The sequence below is a fragment of the Streptomyces sp. NPDC087300 genome (assembly GCF_044744425.1).
Lineage (GTDB): Bacteria > Actinomycetota > Actinomycetes > Streptomycetales > Streptomycetaceae > Streptomyces.
On record NZ_JBIUYI010000002.1, the window covers coordinates 124,333 to 149,311 of the forward strand.

Sequence of the window (24,979 nt, forward strand, 5' to 3'; positions counted from 1 at the left end):
GGCGGACCGTGTCCGGGGGGATCCATGCGCACCATCGCGGCAGCCCGTGCCGTACCGAACGCCACGCGTGCGTGGCGTACCGCCGCGGTGCTCGCCGCGCTGGCCCTGGCCGCCGCGGGCTGCGGCTCCGCCCACGACGGCCCCAAGGACGGCTCCGGCGGCTCCTCGACCGGTGCCGCCGCGCCCGCCAAGGGCGAATCGTGGTCCCTGAAGTACGTGGACAAGGTGGCCGACGGCGAGCTGACCGCCGTCACCGCGACGTCCGCCGACGACATCTGGGCGGCGGGCTACGAGCGGCGCGACGGTGCCATGGACGACCCGGACGATCAGTATCTGTTGCACTACGAAGGCGGCGAATGGCAGCGGCAGCAGGCGCCCGCCGTACTCGACGGGAACATCTTCCAGCCGCGGCTCGACTCCTCGGGTCCGGACGACGTGTGGCTCTTCGCATCAGGCCACGACGCCGCCTCGGTGAGCGTGGCCCGCTGGGACGGCAGCGGCTGGCAGCGGGTGCCGAGCCCGCCCGGCGCGGTCGTCGACACCAAGGTCTTCGCCCCCGACGACGTATGGGCGCTGAGCGGTCAGCAGCAGGCTTACCACTGGGACGGCGGCCGCTGGAGCGTCCATGAGCTGCCCGCCGATGCCACGGCGCTGGGCGGTGCGGCGGGCGACGATCTGTGGGCGGTCGGCTTCCGCTCCAGCGGGCCCGGGGTGGGAGGCGAGGGCGGCGAGCTCAATCAGCCCGCCGCGATGCACTGGGACGGCTCCTCCTGGAAGATCACGCCGACGCCGACCTACCGCTTCCCCGACCCCGTTCCGCCCGAGGCGGGGGCCTCCCTGGACGGCGTGGAGGTGGTTTCTCCCAAGGAGGCGTGGGCGTACGGCTCGCACGACTTCAACCACGGAGAGGTCGAGCAGGAGCCCAAGATCGAGCACATCCTGCTGCGCTGGGACGGTTCCCGCTGGCACCAGGAGAAGCGCGCCGAACAGGATCCGTGCCTCTCCAGGGACATCTACACGCACGGTGCCGATGGAGGGCTCCTCTTCGGAGTGGGCCGTTACCGCTCGCCGCAGGGCCGCTGTACCAAGCTTTCCTGGCCGCGTCTGCCCGTGCAGGGCGAGATCACGGCCCAGAGCAGGCAACGGCTCTGGCTCGACCCGATCGTGCAGGTGCCGGGGACGCGGAAGTTCGTCGGCGCGGGCAAGGTCTATGTGACGCAGAGCGGCAACCCGCTGACCTTGCCCGCCGTCGCCACGTACGAACCCCGTCGGGGCGACTGACCGGCGACGCTCGCCTAGACCGGCAGCCGCCGGAACACCGGCCTCGGCACGTGCCGCAGCGCCGACATGACGACCCGCAGCGCCCCGGGCACCCACACCGTCTCCGAGCGCCGCCGCAGGCCCGTCTCGATGGCCTCGGCCACCGCCTCCGGAGTGGTCGCCATGGGCGCCTCCTCCAGGCCCGCCGTCATCTTCGACCGTACGAAGCCGGGGCGGACGACCATGACGTGCACGCCGGTGCCGTGCAGCGCGTCGCCGAGGCCCTGGGCGAAGGCGTCGAGGCCGGCCTTGCTGGAGCCGTAGATGAAGTTCGAACGGCGGGCCCGCTCGCCCGCCACCGAGGAGAGCACCACCAGGGAGCCGTGCCCCTGGGCCTGGAGCGACCGCGCGCAGACGAGCCCCGCAGAGACCGCCCCGGTGTAGTTGGTCTGCGCGACGCGCACCGCGGCGAGCGGCTCGTCCTCGTCGCGCGCCTGGTCGCCGAGGATGCCGAAGGCGAGCAGCACCATGTCCACGTCGCCCTCGGTGAAGATCTTGCCGAGGGACTCCTCGTGGGACTCGGAGTCGAGGGCGTCGAAGGCGACGGTGTGCACCTCCGCGCCCATGTCGCGCAGCCCGGCGGCGGCCTTCTCCAGGGCCGCCGACGGCCGTCCGGCCAGCCACACGGTGCGGGTGCGGCGCGCCACCAGGCGGCGCGCGGTGGCCAGGCCGATCTCGGAGGTGCCGCCGAGGACGAGCAGGGACTGGGGGGTGCCGAATGCGTCTTTCATGAGTACCGGTCTCCTAGAGGGCGAGGCGGCGGGAGAGGTCCGAGCGGAACACGCCGCGCGGGTCGAGATCGGCCCGCAGGGCGCGGAAGTCGTCGAGCCGCGGATACATCGCGGTGAGCATCTCGGGCCGCAGCCGCGAGTCCTTGGCGAGGTAGACGCGCCCGTCGGCGGCGGCCACCTCCTCGTCGAGTTCGTCGAGGAAGGAGCCGAGTCCCGGCAGGTTCGCCGGGATGTCGAGGGCGAGGGTCCAGCCGGGCATCGGGAAGGAGAGCCAGCCGGGATCGCCCTCTCCGAAGCGCTTGAGTACGGCCAGGAAGGAGGGGCAGCCGCGCTCCGAGATGCGGGCCACGATGCGGCGCAGGGCCTCCTCCTTGCCGTATCCGACGACGAATTGGTACTGCACGAAACCGCTGCGTCCGTAGATGCGGTTCCAGTGCGGGACGCCGTCCAGAGGGTGGAAGAAGGTGGAGATCTTCTGTAGCTCGCCGGTGCGGGAGCGGGGCGCCTTGCGGTACCAGAGCTCGTTGAACAGGCCCACCGACGCCTTGCCGAGGAGGCCCTCCGGTACGAACGGGGGGGCGGCGGGCAGCTGGCCGGGGCGGAACGCCAGGGGGGCTCTACGCGTGCGTGCCCGCGCCGGGAGCGCGTCCAGAGGGGCGTGGTCGCCGCGGGTCAGGACCGAGCGCCCCATGGCCGCGCCGCGCGCCAGGAGGTCGATCCAGGCCACCGAGTAGCGGTAGTGGTGATCGGTGGTGGTCAGACGGGTCATCAAGTCGTCGAGGTCCGTCGCACGTTCCGTGTCGACGCTCATCAAGGACGTCTCGACGGGCTGGAGTTGGATCGTCGCCGAAAGGATCATGCCGGTCAGGCCCATGCCGCCCGCCGTGGCGTCGAACAGGGGAGCGCCGGGCGTGACCCGGTGGACCGTGCCGTCGGCGGTGAGCAGGTCCATCGCGCGTACGTGCCGGGCGAAGGAGCCCGAGACGTGGTGGTTCTTGCCGTGGATGTCGGCGCCGATGGCCCCGCCGACCGTCACATAGCGGGTCCCCGGAGTCACCGGTACGAACCAGCCGAGGGGCAGCAGCACTTCCATCAGGCGGTGCAGCGAGACCCCCGCGTCGCACACGACCGTGCCGGCGTCGGCGTCGATGGCGTGCACCCGGTCGAGGCCCGTCATGTCGAAGACGGCGCCGCCCGCGTTCTGTGCCGCGTCTCCGTAGGCACGGCCCAGGCCTCGGGGGATGCCGCCGCGCTCCCCGCAGTCGCGCACCGCGGCGACGGCCTCCTCCTGTGTGCGCGGTCTGACGAGCCGGGCGGTGGTCGGGGCGGTGCGGCCCCAGCCGGAGACGGACACGACGTCGGACGTGGCCACGGGCGCCGCGGCGGGGGAGCTGGTCGAAGGGGCGGTGAGGGAGTCGGTGGGGGAGTCGGCAGCCATGCGGAAGACCGTATCGTCCGTACTAGGGTGCTTTGCTCCTAATCATCCATCTCCTCACCGAAATGGGTGATTGATGGTGTGTCAGCCAACATTGCCGTAAATATTGGCGCGTTGCCTAGAAGAGTCGAGACGCCCAGCTCTCGACATGTCTTCGAAAAAGAGGCCACATGCACGACATGGACCACCGGTTGCTGGCGGCCCTGCGCGACTGCGGCGCGAATCCGCGCGTGGCGGCCGCCGCGCGCGCCCTGTCCTGGAGCGGTGAGCATGGCGCGCTCTGGATCGCCGCCGGACTCACCGGCGCCTACGTCGACCGCGAGCGACGCGGCGTCTGGCTGCGCGGCACGGCGCTGACCGTCGCCGCCCACCTGGTCAGCATGGGCGTCAAGCAGGTCGTGCGCCGCCCGCGCCCCGGCAGCCGCGGTGTCGTGCCCCTCGTACGCACCTCGGGGCGGCACTCCTTCCCCAGCTCGCACGCCACGTCGGCGGCGGCCGCCGCGGTCGCGTACGGCGCCCTGGGGCCCGTCGGCGCCCATCTCGTGCCGCCGCTCGCCGCCGCCATGTGCGTCTCCCGGATGGTCGTCGGCGTGCACTACCCGACGGACGTGGCCGCGGGCGCGGCGCTCGGGGCACTGACCGCGCGGGCCGGAGCCGCCTGGATGAACGGAGGCCGTACCCATGCCTGAACGTTCCGCCACTCTGGAACGCGCCCGTCCGCCCCTGCCCTCCAAACCGGGGCCCGTCAGCCTGCCGCTCGGCCTCCTGAAGACCGCGCGGCCCCGCCAGTGGGTGAAGAACGTGCTGGTCGTCGCGGCTCCCGCGGCCGCCGGCGAGCTCTTCTCGCGCCATGCGCTCAGCCAACTCGCGATCGTCTTCGTCCTGTTCACGGCGGCCGCGTCCGCCGTCTACCTGATCAACGACGCGCGCGACGCCGAGGCCGACCGCGCCCACCCCACCAAGTGCCGCAGACCGGTCGCGGCAGGCCAGGTGCCGGTGTCCGTCGCGTACGCCGTCGGGGGCGTGCTCGCGGTCCTCGCGCCGGTGACCGCGGCGATCCTGTGCACCCCGCTGACGGCCGCGCTGCTCGCCGCGTACGTCGGCATGCAACTGGCCTACTGCGTCAGCCTCAAGCACGTCCTGGTCGTCGACCTGACGATCGTGACGACCGGCTTCCTGATGCGCGCCATGATCGGCGGACTCGCGCTCGGCATCCCGCTGTCGCGCTGGTTCCTGATCACCACCGGCTTCGGTGCGCTCTTCATGGTCTCCGCCAAGCGCTACTCCGAAGCCGTACAGATGGCGGGGAGCTCCGAGAAACTGGGCGCCACGCGCGCGTTGCTCACCGAGTACACCACCGGCTATCTGCGCTTCGTGTGGCAGCTGGCCGCCGGGGTCGCCGTCCTCGCGTACTGCCTGTGGGCCATGGAGAGCGGCGGCACCTCCAACGGCCTGCTGCCCTGGCGCCAGCTGTCCATGGCGGCGTTCATCCTCGCGATCCTGCGCTACGCCGTCTTCGCCGACCGGGGTACGGCGGGCGAGCCCGAGGACGTCGTGCTGCGCGACCGGGCGCTCGCCGTGATCGGTCTGGTGTGGCTCGCCATGTACGGCCTCGCCGTCGCGGACTGGTGAGGTTGAGAACCCGAGAGGAGTGCCTCCCGGCCGGTCCGGAGGCCCGGGAGGAGCGGCCCGGGGCAGGCCCCAGGCCCGTACGCGAACGGCTGCGGGCCCTCGGGCCCGAACTGCTCGGCTTCGCCGCCGCGGGGATCTGCGCGTACGCCGCCGATCTCGGCCTCTTCATCTGGCTGCGCGGACCCGTCGGCATGGACCCGCTGACCGCCAAGGCCCTGTCCTTCGTGGCGGGCTGCTCGGTGGCGTACGCGGGCAATGCGCTCGGCACCTACCGGCAGCAGGCGGCCGGCGTCTCGCGGCTGCGCCAGTACGCGGTCTTCTTCGCCGTCAACATCGCGGGAGCCCTGGTGCAACTCCTGTGCATCGCCGTGTCCCACTACGGCCTCGGCTTCACGTCGCGGCGCGCGGACACCGTCTCCGGAGCGGGGATCGGTATGGCATTCGCCACTGTTCTGCGGTTCTGGGGTACTCGGACGTTGGTCTTCCGGACATCGGGCAGGACTGCGAACAGGGAGGCTTCATGGACTGGCTGAAAAAACTGCCCGTGATCGGGCCGTTCGTCGAGCGCGCCATGCGCACGCACGCGTGGCACGCCTATGAGCGGCTCGACCGCGTGCACTGGGCCCGCCTCGCGGCGGCCATGACGTTCATCAGTTTCCTCGCGCTCTTCCCGCTGCTGACCGTCGCCGCCGCGATCGCCGCCGCGACGCTCTCCAAGAGCCAGCAGAACCGCCTCGAGGACAAGATCTCCGAGCAGGTCCCCGGCATCTCCGACCAGCTGGACCTGAACGCGCTCGTCGCCAACGCGGGCACCGTCGGGCTCGTCGCGGGCGCCCTGCTGCTCGTCACCGGCATCGGCTGGGTCGGCTCGATAAGGGAGTGCCTGCGGGCCGTGTGGGAGCTGGAGGACACCGAGGAGAACCCGATCCTGCGCAAGGTCAAGGACGGCGGGGTGCTCATCGGGCTCGGCGGCGCGGGCCTCGCGTCCGTCGTGGCGTCCGCCCTCGCGTCGACCGCCGTCGGCTGGACCGCCGACCGTCTCGGCATCGACGAACAGGGCTGGGGCGCCGTACTGCTCCAGGTCATCGCCTTCGCGATCGCCGTACTCGCGGACTTCCTGCTGCTGCTCTACGTCCTGACCCTGCTGCCCGGCGTACAGCCGCACCGGCGTGACCTGCTCGTCGCCGGGCTGATCGGCGCGGCCGGATTCGAGCTGCTCAAGCTGCTGCTCGGCGGCTATATGAAGGGCGTCGCGGCGAAGAGCATGTACGGCGCCTTCGGAGTGCCCGTCGCACTGCTCCTGTGGATCAACTTCACCGCGAAGCTGCTGCTGTTCTGCGCGGCCTGGACGGCGACGCACAGGGCGTCCCGCAAGGAGGCCGAAGAGACGGCCGAGGGAGCCGAGGGAACCGAAGAGGCCGCCTCCGTAGAGACGGCCTCTTCAGACGGAGCAGTGGATGTCAGTCGCGCGAAGCGCGGCGGCCGGCCTGGCCCGGCAGCGGCAGCCGACGCCTGATCACGAAGACACCGGCGGCGAGCACCGCGAGCACGCCGCCCGTGACGCCGAGCGCGATGCCCATGCCGCCCGACCCGTTGTCGGAGGCGTGCGCCACCTTCTCGGCCGCGTCGCCGCTGCCGGGAGCGCCCTTGCCGGAGCCGCCGGTGGCGGCGCCCTTCGGAGCGACGAGTTCACCCACCGGGTCGACCTTGCCCGCGGCCTTGAAGCCCCAGTCGAAGAGCCGCGTCGTCTCCTTGTAGACCGCGTGGGTCTCCGTGGAGGAGGGGTTCATGACGGTGACGAGGAGAACCTTGCCGTCGCGTTCGGCAACACCGGTGAACGTGTTTCCCGCGTTCGTGGTGTAGCCGTTCTTGACGCCGGCGATGCCCTTGTAGGGGCTGATGCCGGGGGCTCCGGTGAGCAGACGGTTGGTGTTCTGGATCTCGAAGGTGCCGCGCTTCGTCTTGCCCTTGTCCTTGCCCTTGGTGATCTTCTTGGTCGCGCCGGGGAACTTGGCGGTGGCGGTCGCGCAGTACTCGCGGAAGTCCTTCTTCTGCAGCCCGGAGCGGGCGAACAACGTCAGGTCGTACGCGGAGGAGACCTGGCCCTTGGCGTCGTAGCCGTCAGGGGAGACCACGTGCGTGTCGAGCGCCTGGAGGTCCTCGGCGTGCTTCTGCATGTCCTTGACGGTCTCCGGGACGCCGTCGTTCATCGCGGACAGGACGTGCACCGCGTCGTTGCCGGACTTCAGGAAGACGCCGAGCCACAGGTCGTGGACGGAGTACGTCTCGTTCTCCTTGATGCCCACCATGCTGCTGCCCGCGCCGATGCCGGCCATGTCGGAGAGCGCGACCTTGTGCTTCTGCGTCTTGGGGAACTTCGGCAGAACCGTATCTGCGAAGAGCATCTTGAGGGTGCTCGCCGGGGGGAGTCGCCAGTGCGCGTTGTGCGAGGCGAGCACCTCGCCGGACTCCGCGTCCGAGACCATCCAGGAGCGGCCCGTCAGGTCCTTGGGCAGCACCGGGGCGCCGGACTTGAGCCGCACCTGCGTACCCGGCTTGCCGAGCTGGGCACCGCCGACGGTGGACATCTTGCCGGGCGGCTTCGGCTGGTCCGCGTCCCCTCCGGGCTTACCGTCCGCGAGTGCGGGCGCCGCGGCCGACATGGACAACAATGCGGCGGAAGCGACCAAGAAGGTGGTCTTTTTCAAGGCAGGCACGGACGAGAACGTACATGGCGCCGCTGTGGAGGATGTCGCCGAGGTGCGCTGTGTCCCGTCCTCCCCACCCCGGCGGCGGTGCGGAGAGAGGCCTCGCGATACTGAACGTATGAAGCTCAGCCGCCCGGTCTCCTGGTTCCTGCTCGCCTTCGGGGTGTGGAGCTGGTTCATCTGGATCACTTTCGTCAAGAACCTGTGGAAGGACGGCAGTGGGCTGGCCTTCGATGACGCAGACAACCCGACCGGGTACTTCTGGGTGCACCTGACGCTCGCTGTTGTCTCCTTTGTCTTGGGGACGGTGGTTGGGGTCATCGGGTTCCGTGGAGTGCGTGCCTTGCGCAGAACGTCATAGTCGTGGTCGCCCTCCTGGTCCTCGCGGGCCTCGCCGTCCTCGCCGCCTTCGGCGGACTTCACTGGTACGTGTGGCGTCGCCTCGTGCGTGACACCACCACCCCCGCGTCCGTCGCGCGGCGCGTCGGGACGGTCGTCGTCGTGGCCGCCCCCGTCGTGATGTTCGCGGCGCTCGTGACCGAGCGCGCCGGTGCGCCCTTCTGGCTCCAGCGGGTCCTGGCCTGGCCGGGCTTCCTCTGGATGGCGCTCTTCCTGTACCTGGTGCTCGCACTGGTGGTGGGCGAGGCGGTACGGCCGCTGCTGCGGCGGTGGCTGGAGCGAGGCGGCGAGCCCGGCGTGGACGCGTCCACCGTCGCCGAGAGGGTGCCCTCGGAACAGGTGCCCTCCGGAACAGCCCGCTCCGTAGAGGTCGCTTCCGGAGAAGTCCCGTCTGGAGACGCGCCTTCCGGAGTAGCTCCTCCCGCGGACGCCCCTCCTGGAGATGCCCCTTCCGAAGGGCCCGTCTCCGTAGAAGCGCCCTCCGTAGAAGCCCCCTCCGGTAAGCCGCTCTCCGAAGGCGCGCCCGCCGAGAAGCCCGGCGCGCGTCCCGCGCCCTCGCGGCGGCTGTTCGTCTCCCGTGTCGTCGGCGGGACCGCCGCGGCCGTCGCGGCGGGGACCGTCGGCTACGGGGCGTACGGCGTGCTGCGCGGCCCCAAGGTGAAGCGGGTCACCGTGCCGCTGGCCAAACTGCCGCGCGCGGCGCACGGATTCCGGATCGCCGTGGTCAGCGACATCCACCTCGGGCCGATCCTCGGCAGGAACTTCACGCGGCGGGTGGTCGACACGATCAACGCCACGCAGCCTGATCTGATCGCCGTCGTGGGCGACCTGGTGGACGGCAGCGTCGAGGACCTCAGGCCGGCCGCCGCGCCGCTCGCCGGGCTGCGGGCACGGCACGGCGCGTTCTTCGTCACCGGCAACCACGAGTACTTCTCCGGGGCCGACCAGTGGGTCGAGCACGTGCGTGAGCTGGGGCTGCGGCCGCTGCGGAACGCCCGTACCGAACTGCCGGGATTCGACCTGGCGGGGGTCGACGACGTGGCGGGCGAGAGCGAGGGGGAGGGGCCCGACTTCGCCAAGGCGCTCGGCGACCGGGACCGTTCGCGGGCGTCCGTGCTCCTCGCCCACCAGCCCGTGGTCATCCACGACGCCGTCGAACACGGTGTCGACCTGCAGCTCTCGGGGCACACCCACGGCGGCCAGCTGTGGCCCGGCAATCTCGTCGCGGACCTGGCCAATCCGACGCTCGCGGGCCTGGAGCGGTACGGCGACACCCAGCTGTACGTGAGCCGGGGCGCGGGGGCGTGGGGGCCGCCGGTGCGGGTCGGGGCGCCGTCGGACATCACGGTCGTCGAACTGGCGGCACGCCGGGCCTGAACCCCTTCTGGGAGCGGGCCGCCCCCGCTCCCACCAGGCCGGATCCACGAAGTTCCGTCCCTGTAGGGGTGGTTGATTCGAACCTGGCCGGATCTGGCCGGATACCGGTGGGTCCGGGGGTGACGCAGTGACATCGCGCCGTCTCTCTGCGCAGCATGAGTGTCGGATGTGTGTGCGGTTCTTGGCGCATGCCGAGCCGGAGGGGGATCGGGGATTGTTGAGACGCGATGTCTTCCGGCTGCCACCGCACCCGGCGTCCGTGCCGCTGGCCCGGACCCGGGTGCGTGATCATTTGTCGGCCTGGGGGCACGCGTCGGGGCGGGCGACGCTCGACGACACCGTGCTCCTCGTGTCGGAGCTCGCGACGAACGCGATCCTGCACGGTCCCGTCGTCGAGCGGGACTTCGAGGTCGCGGTGACGGTGCTCGCCGACGGTTCGTGCTTCATCGAGGTGTCCGACGAGGGCCCGGCGGAGCCCGAGCCGCGGGTCACGGACGCCTGGGAGGACGAGGGCGGCCGCGGCCTGCGCCTGCTCGACACGCTCGCGGACGCGTGGGGCGTGTGGCGGCGCGGCAGCCACGGCAAGACGGTCTGGGCGCTGGTGCGGGGCTGAGGGCCCGTGGAGCGCCCGCCACCGACCGGGCCGACGGGCGGACGCGGTGAACTGACGGGTGTGCCGGGGGCGTTGTCAGTGGCGGGCTCTACCGTCGAGGCATGGGAATGGTGACGTTCGTCGACGAGACGACTGTGGGGGAGCGCCGGGGCGTCCGCGAGCTGGAGTTCGCGGAGGAGCGGCTCGCGCTGCGCGAGGTGATCAGGCGCCGGGTGGTCCGGGAGGCCGAGGAGTACAACGCCGGTGCCGGTGCCGGCGCCCGTGGCGGTGACGAGTTCCGCGGATGGCTCCTGCGGCCCGTGGAACTCGCCGCCGGGCGCGCCGGAGCGGTGCACGAACCCATAGATCCCGAGCGGCAGTTCCAGCGGGCGGTCGAGGCGTTCGGGCGCAACGGCTTCCTGGTGCTCGTCGGCGAGCGGCAGGTCGAGGACCTGGACGCGGAGGTCGAGCTGCCGCCCGGCACCGAGATCACCTTCCTCGAACTCGTGCCGCTGGTGGGTGGCTGATGGCCGGGCGCTACCCGCAGCGGGTCGAGGACGTCGCGTGCCTGGCGGCCGCCGGTGACATGGCTGGGCTCGCGGAGGAACTCCTCAAGACGGCGATCGCCAACGGAAACCGGTGGGACGGCGACGGCGAGCTGGTCCTGGCCACCGTCCGCGGCCTGCCCGCATCCGAGCGGACGGTGCTCGCCGAGGCCCTGTTGAAGCTGGGCAACCCGGAGTCCGGGCACCAGACGGTCGTCAACCACCTCACGCTCATCGGCGTCGTCGCCGAAGGGCTGCCGGGCGACCTGCTCTCCGTGGCGCGCGTCAGACGGCTTGAGGTGCTCGGCACGGCGTACTGCGTATGGGCGGGCCGCGAGGCGATGACCCTGGTCGACGCCGAGCTCGCGGCGGGCCACGCGGTGCCGCCCGCGACGGTCGCCGCGCTGCGCAGGACCGCGCTGGTCGACCACTACGCGCAGGAAGGCATGGCTGGCTTCGTCAAGAAGCTGACCGAGCCGGTGCTCAACCCCGGGGAGGCCTGGTCCGACCGAGCGCTCGCGGACCTCACCGACCTCACCGACCGCGCGAACCTCACCGACCGCGCGGACCTCGCCGACGGACCGGAGGGATCGGACGGACCGGGCGGGATCTGGCAGGAGCTGGTCCGGCACGCCGTCGGTGCCACCTCCGCCAAGCCCAGCGCCGCCTGGGAGAAGAAGGCCCGCGCGCTGCTCGACCGCCTCGCCACCGCCATCGCCGCCGCTACCACCGACGTCGAATCCACCCCCACCACCGACGTCGAATCCACCCCCGCCACCGCCGTCGAAACCGCCACGACTACGGTCACGGCCACCCCCACCGCCCCCATCCGCGACACCCTGACCGGATGGCTCGCCCTGGTGGGCCGCCCCCGCACCCAGCCCTTCGAAGGCTCCGCGTACGCCGTCGCGCCCAACGACGAGTACGACCCCTACAACGCCGATGCCCTGCGCGGACTCACCTGGCTCCTCGCGCTCCTGCCGCCGCACCCGGACACCGCCCGCGCGCTCGGCGCCCTGGTCGAGGTCTCCCTGCGCAAGATCCCGGGACTCGGACCGCGCAGCCCCAAGGTGGCCAACGCGGGCGTCACCGCGCTCGTCAGGACCGAGGGCGACGCGGCCCTCGCGGAACTGGCGCGCCTGGCCTCGCGGGTCACCTTCAAGACCACGCTCAAGATGATCAACGCCGGTCTTGAGGCGCGGGCCGATGCGCTCGGTCTGAGCCGCGAGGAGGTCGAGGAGCTGGCCGTTCCCGCGTACGGCCTCACGGACGTCGGCCGCGCGGTGCGCCGACTCGGCGACTGCGAGGCCGAGCTGACGGTCCATGGGCCCAAGGCCGCGCTCCGGTGGCGCAACGCCGCGGGCAAGCAGGTCAAGGCGCCGCCCGCCGAGGTCAAGCGCGACCATCCCGACGAGCTCAAGGAGCTCAAGGCCGCGGTCAAGGACATCGACAAGATGCTCTCGGCGCAGGCCGAGCGGCTCGACCGGCAGTTCCTCGCCCGCAGGGAGTGGCCGTACGCCGCGTGGCGCGAGCGCTGCCTCGACCACCCGTTGCTCGGCACGCTCGCCCGCCGCCTCCTGTGGACCGTCGACGGCACGCCCTGCGGGTTCGCGGACGGCGAGCTGCGCACGCTCACGGGCGCGCCGGTGACGGACGGCGCGACGGTCGGGCTCTGGCACCCGGTCGGCCGCGACACCGCCGAGATCACCGCCTGGCGCGACTGGCTGGAGCGGCACGGCGTCACCCAGCCGTTCAAGCAGGCCCACCGCGAGGTGTACGTGCTCACCGACGCCGAGCGGGCCACGGGGACGTACTCGAACCGGTTCGCCGCGCACATCCTGCGCCAGCACCAGTTCAACTCGCTGGCCGCGGTGCGTGGCTGGCGCAACGTGCTGCGGCTGAGCGTCGACGACGAGTACCCGCCCGCCGTCCGCGAGCTGCCCCGGTGGGGGCTGCGCGCCGAGTACTGGGTGGAGGGCGTCGGCGGCGAGCGCTGGGCCGAGGAGCTGACCGACGCGGGCAGCTATCTGCGGGTCCGCACCGACCAGGTCCGCTTCTACCCGATCGACGCCCCGCACAACACGGCGCACGCGGGCGGCGGCGACTACCGGATGCGGCTCGTCGACGGCAGTGCCCCGGTCGACGCGCTGCCGCTGACGGAGATACCCCCGCTCGTCCTGAGCGAGGTCCTGCGCGACGTGGACCTGTTCGTGGGCGTCGCCAGCGTGGGCAACGACCCCACCTGGCAAGACGGCGGCCCCGAGGGGCGCTTCAGGGAGTACTGGACGGCGTACGGCTTCGGCGAGCTCGGCCCGAGTGCCGCGACGCGGCGGGACCTGCTCGCCCGGCTCGTGCCCCGCCTCGCGATCGCGGACCGGTGCGCGATCGAGGGACGCTTCCTGCGGGTGCGCGGCGACCTGCACACGTACAAGATCCATCTGGGCTCGGGGAACATCCTGCGGACCCCATCGGATCACTACGTCTGCATCGTCCCTTCGAGTACGCGGGCGAGTGCCGCGGACGGTTCGGGGACGCCGGGGCACCTGCCCTTCGAGGGCGACAGGACGCTGACGGTCATCCTCAGCAAGGCGATGCTGCTGGCCAAGGACAAGGAGATCACCGACCCCACGATCCTCAGCCAGCTCTGAGGCTGGCCAGCTCCGTCGCCGGCCAGTTCCGTCACCGGCCAGCTCCGGCGCCCGCCAGCCCCGGCGCCGGCCAGGTGCGTCGCCGGTCACGCTCGGGCTCCCGCTACGCCCGAGCCAGCTCCGGCCGCTTGCGGTAGTCCGTGAAGCCCACGACGTTCCCCCACGGGTCGGCGATCTCCACGGTCCACCCCGTGGCGACGGAGAAGGGCCCGGTGATCGGCTCGATGCCCGCGGCCGTGAGGGCCCGGCCCTTCTCGCGGGCGTCCGGGACCTCCAGCCACACCCGCGGCGTGGGCCACGGCGGGGGCCGCTGCCCGATGCCGTCCTCGACGCGCAGCAGCACGCCGGGCGTCTCCTTGCCGACCTTCAGGATCGCGAGCCCGATCTCGTCGAGCCGGAACGCCACGGGAAACCCGGCGCGTTCGTAGAACCCGACGGCCTCGCCGAGCTCGCCGACGGGGAAGAGGACGTTGTCGAAGCCGAGGACCGCGGTCGCCTGCTCGGCGGACTGCTCGACGGGCTGCTCAACGGACAGGCCGACCGACTGGTTGTCTGACATTCCGTCAGCGTAGGGCGAAGGGCCCGGGGCGGGCGCAGGCGCGCATGCGAGAACCCCCGGACGGCCAGTTCTTCGGCCGTCCGGGGGTTCTCGGTGTCCTGCGGGAGGAGACCCGCGATCAGAAGCGACCCGCGATGCGGAAGCGACGCGTGGTCAGAAGCGACGCGTGATCAGCGCGCGCTTCACTTCCTGGATCGCCTTGGTGACCTCGATGCCACGCGGGCAGGCGTCCGTGCAGTTGAACGTCGTGCGGCAACGCCACACGCCGTCCTTGTCGTTGAGGATCTCCAGGCGCTGCTCGCCCGCCTCGTCACGCGAGTCGAAGATGAAGCGGTGCGCGTTGACGATCGCGGCCGGGCCGAAGTACTGGCCGTCGTTCCAGAACACCGGGCACGAGGACGTGCACGCGGCGCACAGGATGCACTTGGTCGTGTCGTCGAAGCGCTCGCGGTCCTCGGCGGACTGCAGACGCTCGCGCGTCGGCTCGTTGCCCTTGGTGACCAGGAACGGCATGACGTCGCGGTAGGCCTGGAAGAACGGGTCCATGTCGACGACCAGGTCCTTCAGGACCGTCAGACCCTTGATGGGCTCGACCGTGATCGGCTTGGCCGGGTTGACGTCCTTGATCAGGGTCTTGCAGGCAAGGCGGTTCTTGCCGTTGATGCGCATGGCGTCCGAGCCGCAGATGCCGTGCGCGCAGGAGCGGCGGAACGTCAGCGTGCCGTCCAGGTCCCACTTGATCTTGTGGAGACCGTCGAGGACGCGCTCCTTGGGGTCGATCTCCAGCTGGAAGTCTTCCCAGGTGGCGTCCGCCGAGACCTCAGGGTTGAAGCGGCGGATGCGGAACGTCACCGTGATCAGGTGCGTGCCGTTGTCCGCTTCGAGGGCCTCGAGCTTGTCCATGGTCGGGGTAGCCATCAGTACTTACGCTCCATCGGCTGGTAGCGGGTCTGGACGACCGGCTTGTAGTCGAGCCGGATCGAGTCCGTGCCGTCGTCGGCGACCTCGCGGTACGCCATGGTGTGGCGCATGAAGTTGACGTCGTCGCGGTTCGGGTAGTCCTCGCGGTAGTGACCGCCGCGGGACTCCTTGCGGGCCAGGGCCGACTGCGCCATGACCTCGGCCAGGTCGAGCAGGTTGCCCAGCTCGATGGCCTCCAGGAGGTCGGTGTTGAACCGCTTGCCCTTGTCCTGGATGGAGACGTTCTTGTAGCGGGCGCGGAGTTCCGCGATCTTCTCCACCGCGGTCTTGATCGTCTGCTCCGTGCGGAACACCATGACGTTGGCGTCCATGGTCTCCTGCAGCTCCTTGCGGAGCTCGGCGACCCGCTCGGTGCCCGTGGCGTCGCGCAGCTGCTCGACGAGTCCGACGACCAGGTCCTCGGGGTTCTCCGGAAGCTCGACGAAGTCGTTCTTGGCGGAGTACTCGGCGGCGGCGATGCCCGCGCGACGGCCGAAGACGTTGATGTCCAGGAGCGAGTTCGTGCCCAGGCGGTTGGCGCCGTGCACCGAGACGCAGGCGACCTCACCGGCGGCGTACAGACCGGGAACGACGGTCGAGTTGTCCGCGAGGACCTCGCCCTCGACGTTCGTCGGGATGCCGCCCATGGCGTAGTGCGCGGTCGGCTGGATCGGGATCGGGTCCGTGTAGGGCTCGATGCCGAGGTAGGTCCGCGCGAACTCCGTGATGTCGGGGAGCTTGGCGTCCAGCTGCTCCGGCGGGAGGTGCGTGAGGTCGAGGTAGACGTGGTCGCCCTCGGGACCGCAGCCGCGGCCCTCACGGATCTCCGTGTAGATGGAGCGGGACACGACGTCACGGGACGCGAGGTCCTTCATGACCGGCGCGTACTTCTCCATGAAGCGCTCGCCGTCCTTGTTGCGGAGGATGCCGCCCTCACCGCGGGCGCCCTCCGTGAGAAGGATGCCCATGCGCCAGATGCCGGTCGGGTGGAACTGGAAGAACTCCATGTCCTCCAGCGGCAGACCGCGCCGGTAACAGGCCGCCTGGCCGTCACCGGTGAGGGTGTGCGCGTTCGAGGTCACCTTGAAGAACTTGCCGGTGCCGCCGGACGCGTAGACCACGGCCTTCGCCTGGAAGATGTGGATCTCGCCGGTGGCCAGCTCGTAGGCGACGACGCCCGCGCTCTTCTTGACCCCGTCCTCCTCCACGATGATCTGGTCGAGGACGTAGAACTCGTTGAAGAACTCCACACCCTCCTTGACGCAGTTCTGGTAGAGGGTCTGGAGGATCATGTGGCCCGTGCGGTCCGCGGCGTAGCAGGACCGGCGGACCGGCGCCTCGCCGTGGTTGCGGGAGTGCCCGCCGAAGCGGCGCTGGTCGATGGTGCCGTCCGGCGTGCGGTTGAACGGCAGGCCCATCTTCTCCAGGTCGAGGACGGCGTCGATGGCCTCCTTCGCCAGGATCTCGGCGGCGTCCTGGTCGACCAGGTAGTCACCGCCCTTGATCGTGTCGAAGGTGTGCCACTCCCAGTTGTCCTCCTCCACGTTGGCGAGCGCGGCGGCCATGCCGCCCTGCGCGGCGCCCGTGTGGGAGCGGGTGGGGTACAGCTTCGTGAGCACGGCGGTGCGGCTGCGCTTCGTCGACTCGATGGCCGCGCGCATGCCGGCGCCGCCCGCGCCGACGATGACGGTGTCGTACTTGTGAATCTTCACGTGGGTCGCCTCGGCTTTAGCGGATGTTCGGGTCGAAGGTGAAGATCACCAGCGTGCCCAGAAGGATGGTGAACACCGTGGCGGTGTACAGCAGGCCCTTGAGCCACAGACGCGTGTTCGGGCGCTCGGCGTAGTCGTTGATGACCGTGCGCAGGCCGTTGGCGCCGTGCAGCATCGCGAGCCACAGCATCAGCAGGTCCCAGACCTGCCAGAACGGCGAGGCCCAGCGACCCGCGACGAACGCGAAGCCGATCTTCGAGACACCGCCGTCGAGCACCAGCTGGATCAGCAGGTGGCCGAGGACGAGGACGACCAGGACGACGCCGGAGAGACGCATGAAGAGCCATGCGGCCATCTCGAAGTTGCCGCGGGTCGAGCGCGGGGTCTTGGAGGTCCGCTTGCGCGGGGCCTCGATGACCGGGGCCGGGTTGTCGGCGTCGTAGAGCGACACGCCCTCGACGGGGCCGACGCCGGACGTACCGGACTTCTCAAGCGTGGTGTCGGACATGTCTGGCCTCAGCTCCCGAAGAGTTCACGGACGGCGTGGCCAAGGACGGGGTAGAGCGCCCCGACCATCAGGACGAGCCAGACACCGACGACGGACCAGAGCATCTGCTTCTGGTAGCGGGGACCCTTCGACCAGAAGTCCACGGCGATGACGCGAAGGCCGTTGAGCGCGTGGAAGAGGATGGCGGCGACCAGGCCGTACTCGAGGAGCGCGACGATCGGCGTCTTGTAGGTAGCCACGACATCGTCGTACGCCTCCGGAGAGACGCGGACGAGAGCGGTGTCGAGGACATGCACGAACAGGAAGAAGAAAATGAGGACACCGGTGACTCGGTGAGCCACCCATGACCACATGCCTTCCCGGCCGCGGTACAGCGTTCCAGCCGGCACGGAAGAACCCTCCGGGAGCGGGGATTGGGGCCGGCCGGCTTCTCTGTCGGACGAGCCCGGCCGGGTACGGTCCACCGGCCGCTCGTCATCGTATCGACGAGTTGTCGGTGGACCTGCCCCGGGTCCGCCGGTGTGATCAAACAGGCAATCAAACAGGCACGTACGGGCTATCGGGACGCGATTGCGGACGGGTTTCGCGGGCGGCGTGTCCGGGGCCGCGATCATGCGCGGGATCCGTGTCGTGGCTGGCCGGGGCCATCGTGAGGCGGGCCAGCCGGCCGCGGGCGAGGCGGCGCAGCTCGTCGGCCGCGATGGCGCGTTCCTCCTCCGGATCGTTGCCGAGGCGTGACCGGATGCCGGAGAGCAGCAGGTCGAGGGCCTCGTCCGGCGCGGCCTCGTCGAGGCAGATCACGAAGGAGTGCCCGAAGCGGCTCTCGTACGCGGCGTGGGCGGCGCTCAGCGCGGTGTGCACGGCCGTGTAGGTGCCCAGCGACCCGCTGACCTGGGAGGCGGCCGGGTGGGATCCCTGGTGGGGGACCGTGGGGTCGAGGGGCTCGCTGGCCAGGGCCTCGGCGAGGTCCGAGGGCGCCAGGTCGTACGACGCCTCGTCGCTCGCGGCGAGGAGCGCTTCCAGGTCGGGGTAGGGCCGGTGGAAGGCGACCTGGCGAGCCCAGTGGCCGCTGCCGCAGCAGGTGAGCAGGGCGGCCTCGGCCGCCTCCGGCGTCGCGGAATTCAGGTGGTGCGGGGCGGCGCGGCCGGTGGGACTAGGGGAACGGTGCGGGGGCAGCGTGCGCTCCTGGGCAGGGGACGGCAGAAGGGGGCGGTGCGGTGTGGGGGTGGTCGTAACGCTAGCGAGACGTGATGACGGGTGTCCGATGGCTGAGCGAATTTCACCCGTACGGGAGAGTTTGGCTTCGTGGTGTGGACGGGTGGCTCACGGGGGCGCGTCGTAGCGTGGATCTATGGGTCTGACATGTGGCTTGGTGTCGTACGGGGTGTTTTGTGCCGCTGCTTCGCGGCGGAATTCCCCCACCCGCCCGCTCTTTCTCCGTGGTGCGCGAGGTGTGCTGTGAAGCGCGGGGCCGTTGTGGCTGCGGGGGGTGCCGTTGTTGCCGGGGCCGTTGTGTTGGCCCTCGGTGTCTGGCCCGGCGGGGACGGGGCGGACCCCGCGGATCCGCCGCCCTCGGACGGGAAGTCCGCCTCGTCCCCTTCTCCCAGTCCCGCCAGGAGCTACGCCCTCTCCAAGGCCCCGGCCACCATCCCCGCGGTGCGCGAGCACGAGGCGGCGCGCGGTCCCGGCTGGCGCCCGGCGGACTCGGGCAGGGTCGTCGTACGCGACGAGGACCTGGCCGACGAGGGCAGGCTGCTCGCCGGTGAGCTGAAACTGACGTACGCGGGTGAGGGCGATGCCCGGCAGGGGGACGTGGAGCTGGCGCTCACGTCCGGGGCCGGCGGGGACGAGGGCGCGGGCCCGGAGTCGTACACGCTCTCCGTGAAGAACCGCCGGGTGCGGATCGAGGCCCCCACGGACACGGGCGTCTTCTACGGGACGCGGACCCTGAAGCAGGAGGTGCACGGGGACAAGACGGCTCCCGAGGGCGTCGTGCGGGACCGGCCCGCCAAGGAGCGGCGCGGTTTCATGCTGGACATCGCGCGCAAGCACTTCGACGTGGGGTGGATCGAGGACCGCATCCGCGAGCTGGGCGACCTCAAGTACAACCAGCTGGGGCTGCACTTCTCCGACGACCAGGCGTTCCGCATCGAGTCCGACTCGCACCCCGAGATCGTCTCCTCCGACCACCTGACGAAGAAGCAGGTCAGGGGCATCCTGAAGCTGGCGGAGAGCCGGCACATCGCCGTCGTGCCGGAGATCGACTCGCCCGGCCACCTCGGCGCGGTCATCCGCCAGCACCCCTCCCTCCAGCTCCGCGACGCCCGGGGCATCGCCACGCGCGGCGCGGTCGACATCTCGAAGCCGGGCGCGGCCGAGATCGTCGACGATCTGCTGGAGGAGTACGCGGAGCTGTTCCCCGGCGCGTACTGGCACCTGGGCGCCGACGAATACCGCGCCCTCACGGTCAAGAACCCCGAGTCCTCCTACCCGCAGCTGGCGGCCGCCGCCCGCGAGCGGTACGGCCCCGACGGGCGGGTGCAGGACCTGGCGACGGGCTGGCTCAACGACCGGGCCGACACCGTGCGCCCGTTCGACAAGAAGCTCAAGGCCTGGAACGACGGGTTCTTCCAGGGCGGCACCGAGCAGGCCGCCGACGACCTCGAAGTGGCGTACTGGACGGGCAAGGAGATCGGCGCGCGCGAGCCCGTGGAGTATCTGCGCGCGGGGCGGAAAGTCGTCAACTACAACGACGAGTACCTCTACTACGTGCTCGGCCAGCCCAACACCTTCCGCTATCCGACCGGGCAGCGGATCTACGAGAACTGGACCCCGCGGGTGCTCCGCGGCACGGCACCGGTGGGCAAGGAGTACGACGCCCAGATCCTCGGCGGCACCTTCGCCGTCTGGTGCGACCTGGCGGGTTCGCAGACCCAGGAGCAGGTGGCGCGGGGCATCCGGATGCCGCTGCGGGCCACGGTGCAGAAGCTGTGGGATCCGCGCGATCCGGGGCGCTCCTGGGCCGACTTCGTGAAGCTGGCCGATGAGACGGGCTGACGGGACGGGCTGACGAGACGGGCTGACCTGCGGGGAGAGCCGGGAGGCAGGGCGTCCGAGCTGGGGCGTTCTGTCCTGATGGGGTATGGTCTGTCGGCCGTCGTACGCGCCCTGGGGAGGGACGCGGGCGGTCTTCGAACACCGGACCGAGTCCGTGAATCCGTGGGGGGTGGCGCAGCCATGCTGTGCAAGGAATGTCAGCTGAACACGGCGACGACGTCGGAGGGGCTCTGCGACGTCTGCGTCACGGTGGCGGCCCACGCCGCGCCGCCGCCCGCGGCCGTGCCCGTGCCCGGCGGCGGTCCCGCCGTCTGGCTGCGCTCGCCGGTCGGGCTCGGCCGGGCGGTCATGGCGCTGCTCGCCGTCGTCATCGTCGTCGATCTGTACGCGCTGTGGGCGGACGCCGCGGTGCGCGGTGTGATGGACGACCTGATCTCGGGGGAGTACGACGAGGACATCGCACGGGACGCCGAGTTCGCCGACAACCTCTACACCGCCGCCGCCGGAGCGCAGCTGGTGGCGCTCGTCGCGACCTGCGTCGTCTTCCTCGTCTGGTTCCACCGCGTGCGCGTGAACGCGGAGGCGTTCGACCCGCACATCCACAGCAAGTCGCGCGGCTGGACGGTGGGCGGCTGGTTCGTGCCGGTGGTGAACCTGTGGTTCCCGCGCCGGATCGCCATCGACATCTGGGACGCGAGCGGTGACCGCTCCAGGAGCCTGGAGGCACCGGCCGACCGGGAGACTCCTGGGCTGATCAACGCCTGGTGGACGCTGTGGCTGCTGAGCATCATGGCGGGCCGCTACGCCGGGCGGCGCTACTCGGCGGCGGAGGAGCCCGAGGAGATCAACTCCGCGCTCACCGCGATCATGGTGTCGGACGCGCTCGACCTCGTGGCCGCGGTCCTCGCGATCGTCTTCGTGCACCGCCTCACGCGCATGCAGGACCAGAAGGCGCGCTCGGGCCCCGGGGCCGTGCCGGGAGGCGTTCCGGCGGGCGGCCGGTAACCGCTGACGAACGGTTCTGTTCGTTCTCTTCCTCTTTGGTCTCCCCTTCGTTTTCTCCTTTGGTTTCTCCTTTCCGGTGGCGAACTCGCCCACGCCTGTGGTGTATTCGCCCGAAGAAGGCGGAACGGGGCAGCGCGGAGCACAGCGGGGGTACGGCGATGGGCTACTGGGGGTACTACGTCGTGGGCAGGAGCGAGCGGCCGCTCGCGGAGCTCTCGGCGGTGGCGGGGGTCCGCGAGGACCTCAGCCTCCTGGTGCGGCGGGACGACGGCTGGCAGGTGTGGGAGGTCGCGGGCGGCGACGGCACGCGCGACGTCGGGAACATGAACACGCTGGCCCTGGAGACGGGTGCGCCCGCGCTCTTCGGATACGTCATGGACAGCGACTGCGTCGTCATCGAGGCGTCGGCGCCGGAGAGCGGGGCCTGGACCACCTGCCTGGCGCGCCGCGCGATGGCCGGCTACCTCGGCGACGGCGGACTCACCGTCGAGGACTACTTCCTGGAACCGCGCGACGCGGCCGAACGCGCGGTCGCCTGGGCGGCCGAGTCGGGCCGTACGGCGCGGACGGGGCCGCTGCTCGACGTGCTGAACGCGGAGGCCGAACCCTCGGCGGAGGAACTCTTCTTCCGCCTCCTCGACCGGCTCGGTGTCGTGCCGCAGTGACGGCAGTGACGTTCCCGGGGCAGCGCACGCAGTAAGGGGCAGTGCAGGGTCCGGGACGGGAGACGTACAGCATGAGCCTGGTGGAGCTGATCGCGCAGGCCGACGAGAGGGGCCTCGCGGCCAGCGGCCTCGCCTGCCTCGACCGGTGCGTGCCGGTGCTCGGCGGGGACGACGAACTGCTGCGCCCGCTGTGGGCGAGCCTCGCCGACGGCGGTGACTGGGGCGGGGCGCTGGCCGACGCGCGGCAGACGCTCGCTCCCGCGGCGCGGCCGCCGGGGGCGTCCGGCGAGGCCGTGGCGCTCGCCCGCCGCATGCTCGACGCCGCCCCCGACGCGCACTCCGGCGCCGAGGTGCGCGAGTGGGCCGACGGCTGCTCGGTCGCCGCGCTCCAGGTGCACAGGCTCCTGGACACCGCACCGGACGGCGCGGGCCGCTCGGTACGGGCACGCCGCGAGGGCCGCACGGACAGCATGTCCCCCCTGGTCGCGGCCGAACTCCGCCGCCAGATAAGGATCCTGGAACTCCTGACGAACCGCGGCGCGGGCCCGGCGGGCGGCCTGCGACAGGCCCTGGACGTGTCCATGGAGGGACGCAGGGTGCTGCGGGCGGTGGTGTCGCGGCGGGCTCGGGGGCGGGGGTGAGGGGGCCCGCTCCGGGGCGACTTCGGCTTGGCTCCGCCGGTGGGGCCGTGCCGTGGTGCGCCTGTGCCGCGGTGGGCGCCGTCGCGTGGGCGGGCGGTGCGCGCGTGACGTAGTCAGCTCCGCTTCCTCGCTGGTAGCTCCGCCGTGCAGGTCGCCCGACCGTAGGTGCCGAACGCGGTCGCGCGGCGCCGGTGTTCACCGCCTATCGCGAGCGCGCAGCTCGCCTCCCCGCCGTCCTTCCCGAGCCGGACGCTGACGGCCGGGTCCTCGCCGAGTGGTACGCGCACGGTCTTGCGCCAGGGCAGCTCGACACCGGCCCGCACCGTGGCGCCGCCCTTCGCGCCCCCGGCCACGTACGAGACCCCGGCCTCGCCCGTGCCCGTGACGCGGTAGGTCACCGACGCGGTGGGGACGGGGCGTTGCCGCTCCGGTTCGTCCTCGTCGAGGACGCCGTAGGCGACGAAGGCGGCGCAGAGGCCGATCAGCGCGGTGCCCACGGACAGGACGCGCCGGTTGGATATCTCGCTGACCGTCTTTCCCTCGATCTCGCTTTCCGGCACGACGGTCTCCCCGACTTCGTCCGCCGTGCCGAGATCCGTCTCCGCTTCGTGCGCGATCTCATTCTTCATTTCCCCACCCCAGGAGCTATAGGGGCCGGTGGCGGCCCCGGCAATTCGGCCCGGTTATACAACATCCCGACCGTCGTTCACCAGGGCGGGACGATAGCGGACCTAATGGGTGATTGTCCGTCATGTTCGGGTGGTTGACGTGCTGTTGACGGAGTGCGTAGAACTCTCGGCTGCTGCTTGATCCATGTTTCCCGCACTGCTCCAGGAATTCCTCGAGCGGTACTCGATCATGCCCTCTTTCCGTTCGCGGGTACTGGCTGCGCGAATTGACGGAAGAAGGTTGCGGAAGGGTAGTTGGCACGGTGAGAAATGGTTCCCGAAGGCTGCTTGTCGGCCTTGTCGCATCGGCGGTGGTGGGCGCTGCGCTGCCCCAGGCCGCATTCGCGGAGAATGACGAAGGACCGCCGACGGCGGGGGCGTCGGCTGCGGACGAGGCCGAGAGACCCGCCAAGCGGGTCGACGTCCCGCGGACCCCGGACCGGAAGTACCCCACCAACTCGCCGGATCCCCACGTCACTTACGGCGCGGCTGGCATCGCGCTAGACGCCCCCGACGTGGTCCACGGCACGGGGCCCGAGCTGTCCTGGCCCACGTACGCCCCGCCCAAGAACGCCTCGAAGGGCGATGAGCTGGTCGGCTATCAGCTGCACCGCTCCACCCGCGCCGGCTTCAAGGCGACCGGCGCCACCCTGGTGGCCCCGCTCAGCAAGGGTGCGACCTCCTACACGGACAGCACCGCCGTACCGACCCGTGCGAAGAGCGCGACGGAGATCGCGCGCCACTACTCGTACCGCCTCCTTGCGCTGACCAGGGACGGGAGGCTGCTTGCCTCGCCGGTACGCCGCATGGGGGTGCCCAAGGCCGGGCACACGCTGCGGATCCTGCGCGCCGGGCAGACGGACACCACGCTCTCCGCCGCGCGACCGGGCACGAACCTGGACGGGGAGTGGCTGAGCGTCGGCGCGGACGGCACCACTCGCGCAGCGCTGCGGTTCCCCGCCGACGGCCTGCCGAAGAAGGCGACCGTCCTCCAGGCCGAGCTGCGGTTGCGTTCGGCCGGTGGCGGCACCGGCACGGCGAAGACTCCGCTCGTCGAACTCAGCCCGCTCAAGCGGAAGTTCGACGAAAAGACCGCCACTTGGCGGAAGTCGGGCGCCAAGACGCCGTGGCGTGCGGCAGGCGGTGACGCCTCCGGTGCGGTCTCCGACACCACAGGCCAGGACGGGACGTACGCCTGGGACGTCACCTCGCTCGCCAGGCAGTGGGCGAAGCGCCCGAGCACCAACAAGGGCGTTCTTCTGGCGGCCGCGGGGAAGTCGGCGAAGCCGGGGGAGGCGGGGAAGTCCGGGAAGCCCGCCGAGTCCGTCGCGCCCGTCCGCTTCGCGTCGAGCGAGGCCCCCGAGCCCGCCCAGCGGCCCCAGCTGCACGTCGTCGCCGCCGAGCCCACCCCCTGGAACACGTACTACGCGCCCGGCACGCCCACCCGCATGTCCGAGAACAACACCTATCCGGTGGACGTCACGGTCACCAACACCACGACCGCGGCCTGGCCCGACGGCGAACGCGCGCTCTCGTACAAGTGGGCCCTGCCCGACGGCACGGACGCGACCACCGCCGAGAACCAGCTGAAGGCCGACATCCCGGCCCTCGCCCCCGGCGCCTCCGCCATCGTCAAGGCGACGGTCAAGTCGCCGTACACGGCCGACGGCAACCGGCGTTCGGGCTACACGCTCACCTGGGACGTCCTCAACAAGGCGGACGGCAGTTGGCTCTCGCAGAAGCCGGGCATCGGCGGTCTCGCGCAGACCACCGCCGTCGAGGACCCCACCGCGGACCGCGTCGGCATGGAGAAGCAC

24 protein-coding genes and 1 pseudogene are annotated in these 24,979 nt (G+C 71.2%); 15 read left to right on the forward strand and 10 right to left on the reverse strand.

Translation table 11 applies throughout. The features are described from left to right. Positions 1 to 24 precede the first annotated feature (24 nt). The gene (locus tag ACIO9J_RS06140) at positions 25 to 1,281 is read left to right on the forward strand and encodes a hypothetical protein (RefSeq protein WP_401993349.1); all 1,257 of its coding nucleotides are present in this window, start codon (positions 25 to 27) and stop codon (positions 1,279 to 1,281) included. Between the two features lie 14 nt (positions 1,282 to 1,295). On the opposite strand, the gene ACIO9J_RS06145 is transcribed toward ACIO9J_RS06140, so the two are convergent. Both ACIO9J_RS06145 and ACIO9J_RS06150 read right to left on the reverse strand, forming a co-directional pair. Next, positions 1,296 to 2,051: a decaprenylphospho-beta-D-erythro-pentofuranosid-2-ulose 2-reductase gene (locus ACIO9J_RS06145; RefSeq protein ID WP_401993352.1), complete on the reverse strand. Its 756-nt coding sequence runs from the start codon at positions 2,049 to 2,051 to the stop codon at positions 1,296 to 1,298. 13 nt (positions 2,052 to 2,064) lie between these two features. After that, complete coding sequence (locus ACIO9J_RS06150) at positions 2,065 to 3,489, reverse strand: FAD-binding protein (RefSeq protein WP_401993354.1); 1,425 nt, start codon at positions 3,487 to 3,489, stop codon at positions 2,065 to 2,067. A gap of 167 nt (positions 3,490 to 3,656) precedes the next feature. Between ACIO9J_RS06150 and ACIO9J_RS06155 the strand changes: the two genes are divergently transcribed. The 4 genes from ACIO9J_RS06155 (at position 3,657) to ACIO9J_RS06170 (ending at position 6,634) form a co-directional block, all read left to right on the forward strand. Beyond that, positions 3,657 to 4,175, forward strand: coding sequence for a phosphatase PAP2 family protein (locus ACIO9J_RS06155; RefSeq protein WP_401993357.1), 519 nt, complete (start codon positions 3,657 to 3,659; stop codon positions 4,173 to 4,175). Continuing rightward, a complete protein-coding gene (locus ACIO9J_RS06160) occupies positions 4,168 to 5,118 on the forward strand; it encodes a decaprenyl-phosphate phosphoribosyltransferase (protein ID WP_401993360.1) in 951 nt (316 codons plus the stop codon). Before ACIO9J_RS06155 ends, ACIO9J_RS06160 begins: the two co-directional genes overlap by 8 nt. 89 nt (positions 5,119 to 5,207) lie before the next feature. Then, positions 5,208 to 5,651: a GtrA family protein gene (locus ACIO9J_RS06165; protein ID WP_401995839.1), complete on the forward strand. Its 444-nt coding sequence runs from the start codon at positions 5,208 to 5,210 to the stop codon at positions 5,649 to 5,651. After that, the gene (locus tag ACIO9J_RS06170; protein ID WP_401993362.1) at positions 5,639 to 6,634 is read left to right on the forward strand and encodes a YihY/virulence factor BrkB family protein; all 996 of its coding nucleotides are present in this window, start codon (positions 5,639 to 5,641) and stop codon (positions 6,632 to 6,634) included. The genes ACIO9J_RS06165 and ACIO9J_RS06170 overlap by 13 nt, the downstream gene beginning before the upstream one ends. Here ACIO9J_RS06170 and ACIO9J_RS06175 read toward each other — a convergent pair. After that, complete coding sequence (locus ACIO9J_RS06175) at positions 6,579 to 7,835, reverse strand: D-alanyl-D-alanine carboxypeptidase (RefSeq protein ID WP_401993365.1); 1,257 nt, start codon at positions 7,833 to 7,835, stop codon at positions 6,579 to 6,581. The two genes, ACIO9J_RS06170 and ACIO9J_RS06175, sit on opposite strands and share 56 nt — an antisense overlap. 109 nt (positions 7,836 to 7,944) lie before the next feature. Here ACIO9J_RS06175 and ACIO9J_RS06180 point away from each other — a divergent pair, with 109 nt between their 5' ends. From ACIO9J_RS06180 to ACIO9J_RS06200, 5 genes are all read left to right on the forward strand, one after another. After that, positions 7,945 to 8,187 (forward strand): SCO4848 family membrane protein, encoded by a 243-nt coding sequence (locus ACIO9J_RS06180; protein ID WP_062778448.1) that lies wholly within the window; start codon positions 7,945 to 7,947, stop codon positions 8,185 to 8,187. Positions 8,188 to 8,189: 2 nt separating this feature from the next. After that, complete coding sequence (locus ACIO9J_RS06185; protein WP_401993368.1) at positions 8,190 to 9,602, forward strand: metallophosphoesterase; 1,413 nt, start codon at positions 8,190 to 8,192, stop codon at positions 9,600 to 9,602. Between the two features lie 214 nt (positions 9,603 to 9,816). Then, a complete protein-coding gene (locus tag ACIO9J_RS06190) occupies positions 9,817 to 10,215 on the forward strand; it encodes an ATP-binding protein (protein ID WP_401993371.1) in 399 nt (132 codons plus the stop codon). Positions 10,216 to 10,316: 101 nt separating this feature from the next. Continuing rightward, the gene (locus ACIO9J_RS06195; RefSeq protein WP_401993373.1) at positions 10,317 to 10,721 is read left to right on the forward strand and encodes a hypothetical protein; all 405 of its coding nucleotides are present in this window, start codon (positions 10,317 to 10,319) and stop codon (positions 10,719 to 10,721) included. Continuing rightward, positions 10,721 to 13,387 (forward strand): DUF4132 domain-containing protein, encoded by a 2,667-nt coding sequence (locus ACIO9J_RS06200; protein ID WP_401993376.1) that lies wholly within the window; start codon positions 10,721 to 10,723, stop codon positions 13,385 to 13,387. Before ACIO9J_RS06195 ends, ACIO9J_RS06200 begins: the two co-directional genes overlap by 1 nt. A gap of 103 nt (positions 13,388 to 13,490) precedes the next feature. Here ACIO9J_RS06200 and ACIO9J_RS06205 read toward each other — a convergent pair whose 3' ends face one another. From ACIO9J_RS06205 to ACIO9J_RS06230, 6 genes are all read right to left on the reverse strand, one after another. Beyond that, a complete protein-coding gene (locus tag ACIO9J_RS06205) occupies positions 13,491 to 13,946 on the reverse strand; it encodes a VOC family protein (RefSeq protein WP_401993379.1) in 456 nt (151 codons plus the stop codon). A gap of 153 nt (positions 13,947 to 14,099) precedes the next feature. Then, positions 14,100 to 14,864, reverse strand: coding sequence for a succinate dehydrogenase iron-sulfur subunit (locus tag ACIO9J_RS06210; protein ID WP_401993382.1), 765 nt, complete (start codon positions 14,862 to 14,864; stop codon positions 14,100 to 14,102). Next, positions 14,864 to 16,618: a succinate dehydrogenase flavoprotein subunit gene (sdhA, locus tag ACIO9J_RS06215; RefSeq protein ID WP_401993385.1), complete on the reverse strand. Its 1,755-nt coding sequence runs from the start codon at positions 16,616 to 16,618 to the stop codon at positions 14,864 to 14,866. Before sdhA ends, ACIO9J_RS06210 begins: the two co-directional genes overlap by 1 nt. A gap of 16 nt (positions 16,619 to 16,634) precedes the next feature. Next, entirely contained in the window at positions 16,635 to 17,126 is a 492-nt protein-coding gene (locus ACIO9J_RS06220) for a succinate dehydrogenase hydrophobic membrane anchor subunit (RefSeq protein WP_384544333.1), read from the reverse strand. 8 nt (positions 17,127 to 17,134) lie between these two features. Continuing rightward, positions 17,135 to 17,515: a succinate dehydrogenase, cytochrome b556 subunit gene (sdhC, locus tag ACIO9J_RS06225; RefSeq protein WP_401993388.1), complete on the reverse strand. Its 381-nt coding sequence runs from the start codon at positions 17,513 to 17,515 to the stop codon at positions 17,135 to 17,137. Between the two features lie 148 nt (positions 17,516 to 17,663). Continuing rightward, positions 17,664 to 18,302: a 2-oxo-4-hydroxy-4-carboxy-5-ureidoimidazoline decarboxylase gene (locus ACIO9J_RS06230; protein ID WP_401995842.1), complete on the reverse strand. Its 639-nt coding sequence runs from the start codon at positions 18,300 to 18,302 to the stop codon at positions 17,664 to 17,666. A 300-nt stretch (positions 18,303 to 18,602) separates the two neighbouring features. Here ACIO9J_RS06230 and ACIO9J_RS06235 point away from each other — a divergent pair, with 300 nt between their 5' ends. The 4 genes from ACIO9J_RS06235 to ACIO9J_RS06250 all read left to right on the forward strand — a co-directional run bounded on the left by ACIO9J_RS06235 (position 18,603) and on the right by ACIO9J_RS06250 (position 22,494). Continuing rightward, on the forward strand, positions 18,603 to 20,183 hold the full coding sequence (locus ACIO9J_RS06235) for a glycoside hydrolase family 20 protein (RefSeq protein WP_401993391.1): 1,581 nt from the start codon (positions 18,603 to 18,605) through the stop codon (positions 20,181 to 20,183). A gap of 180 nt (positions 20,184 to 20,363) precedes the next feature. Next, on the forward strand, positions 20,364 to 21,188 hold the full coding sequence (locus ACIO9J_RS06240) for a DUF4328 domain-containing protein (protein ID WP_401993394.1): 825 nt from the start codon (positions 20,364 to 20,366) through the stop codon (positions 21,186 to 21,188). 158 nt (positions 21,189 to 21,346) lie between these two features. Then, positions 21,347 to 21,853, forward strand: coding sequence for a hypothetical protein (locus tag ACIO9J_RS06245; protein WP_401993397.1), 507 nt, complete (start codon positions 21,347 to 21,349; stop codon positions 21,851 to 21,853). A 71-nt stretch (positions 21,854 to 21,924) separates the two neighbouring features. Continuing rightward, the gene (locus ACIO9J_RS06250) at positions 21,925 to 22,494 is read left to right on the forward strand and encodes a hypothetical protein (protein WP_401993399.1); all 570 of its coding nucleotides are present in this window, start codon (positions 21,925 to 21,927) and stop codon (positions 22,492 to 22,494) included. A 113-nt stretch (positions 22,495 to 22,607) separates the two neighbouring features. Here the strand turns inward: ACIO9J_RS06250 and ACIO9J_RS06255 are convergent, their stop codons facing one another. Beyond that, positions 22,608 to 23,123, reverse strand: a complete 516-nt coding sequence (locus tag ACIO9J_RS06255; RefSeq protein WP_401993402.1) for a hypothetical protein — start codon at positions 23,121 to 23,123, stop codon at positions 22,608 to 22,610. An 845-nt stretch (positions 23,124 to 23,968) separates the two neighbouring features. On the opposite strand from ACIO9J_RS06255, the pseudogene ACIO9J_RS06260 reads away from it, so the two are divergent. After that, positions 23,969 to 24,493, forward strand: a pseudogene (locus ACIO9J_RS06260) (DNRLRE domain-containing protein); the annotation flags it as partial. Between the last annotated feature and the right edge of the window lie 486 nt (positions 24,494 to 24,979).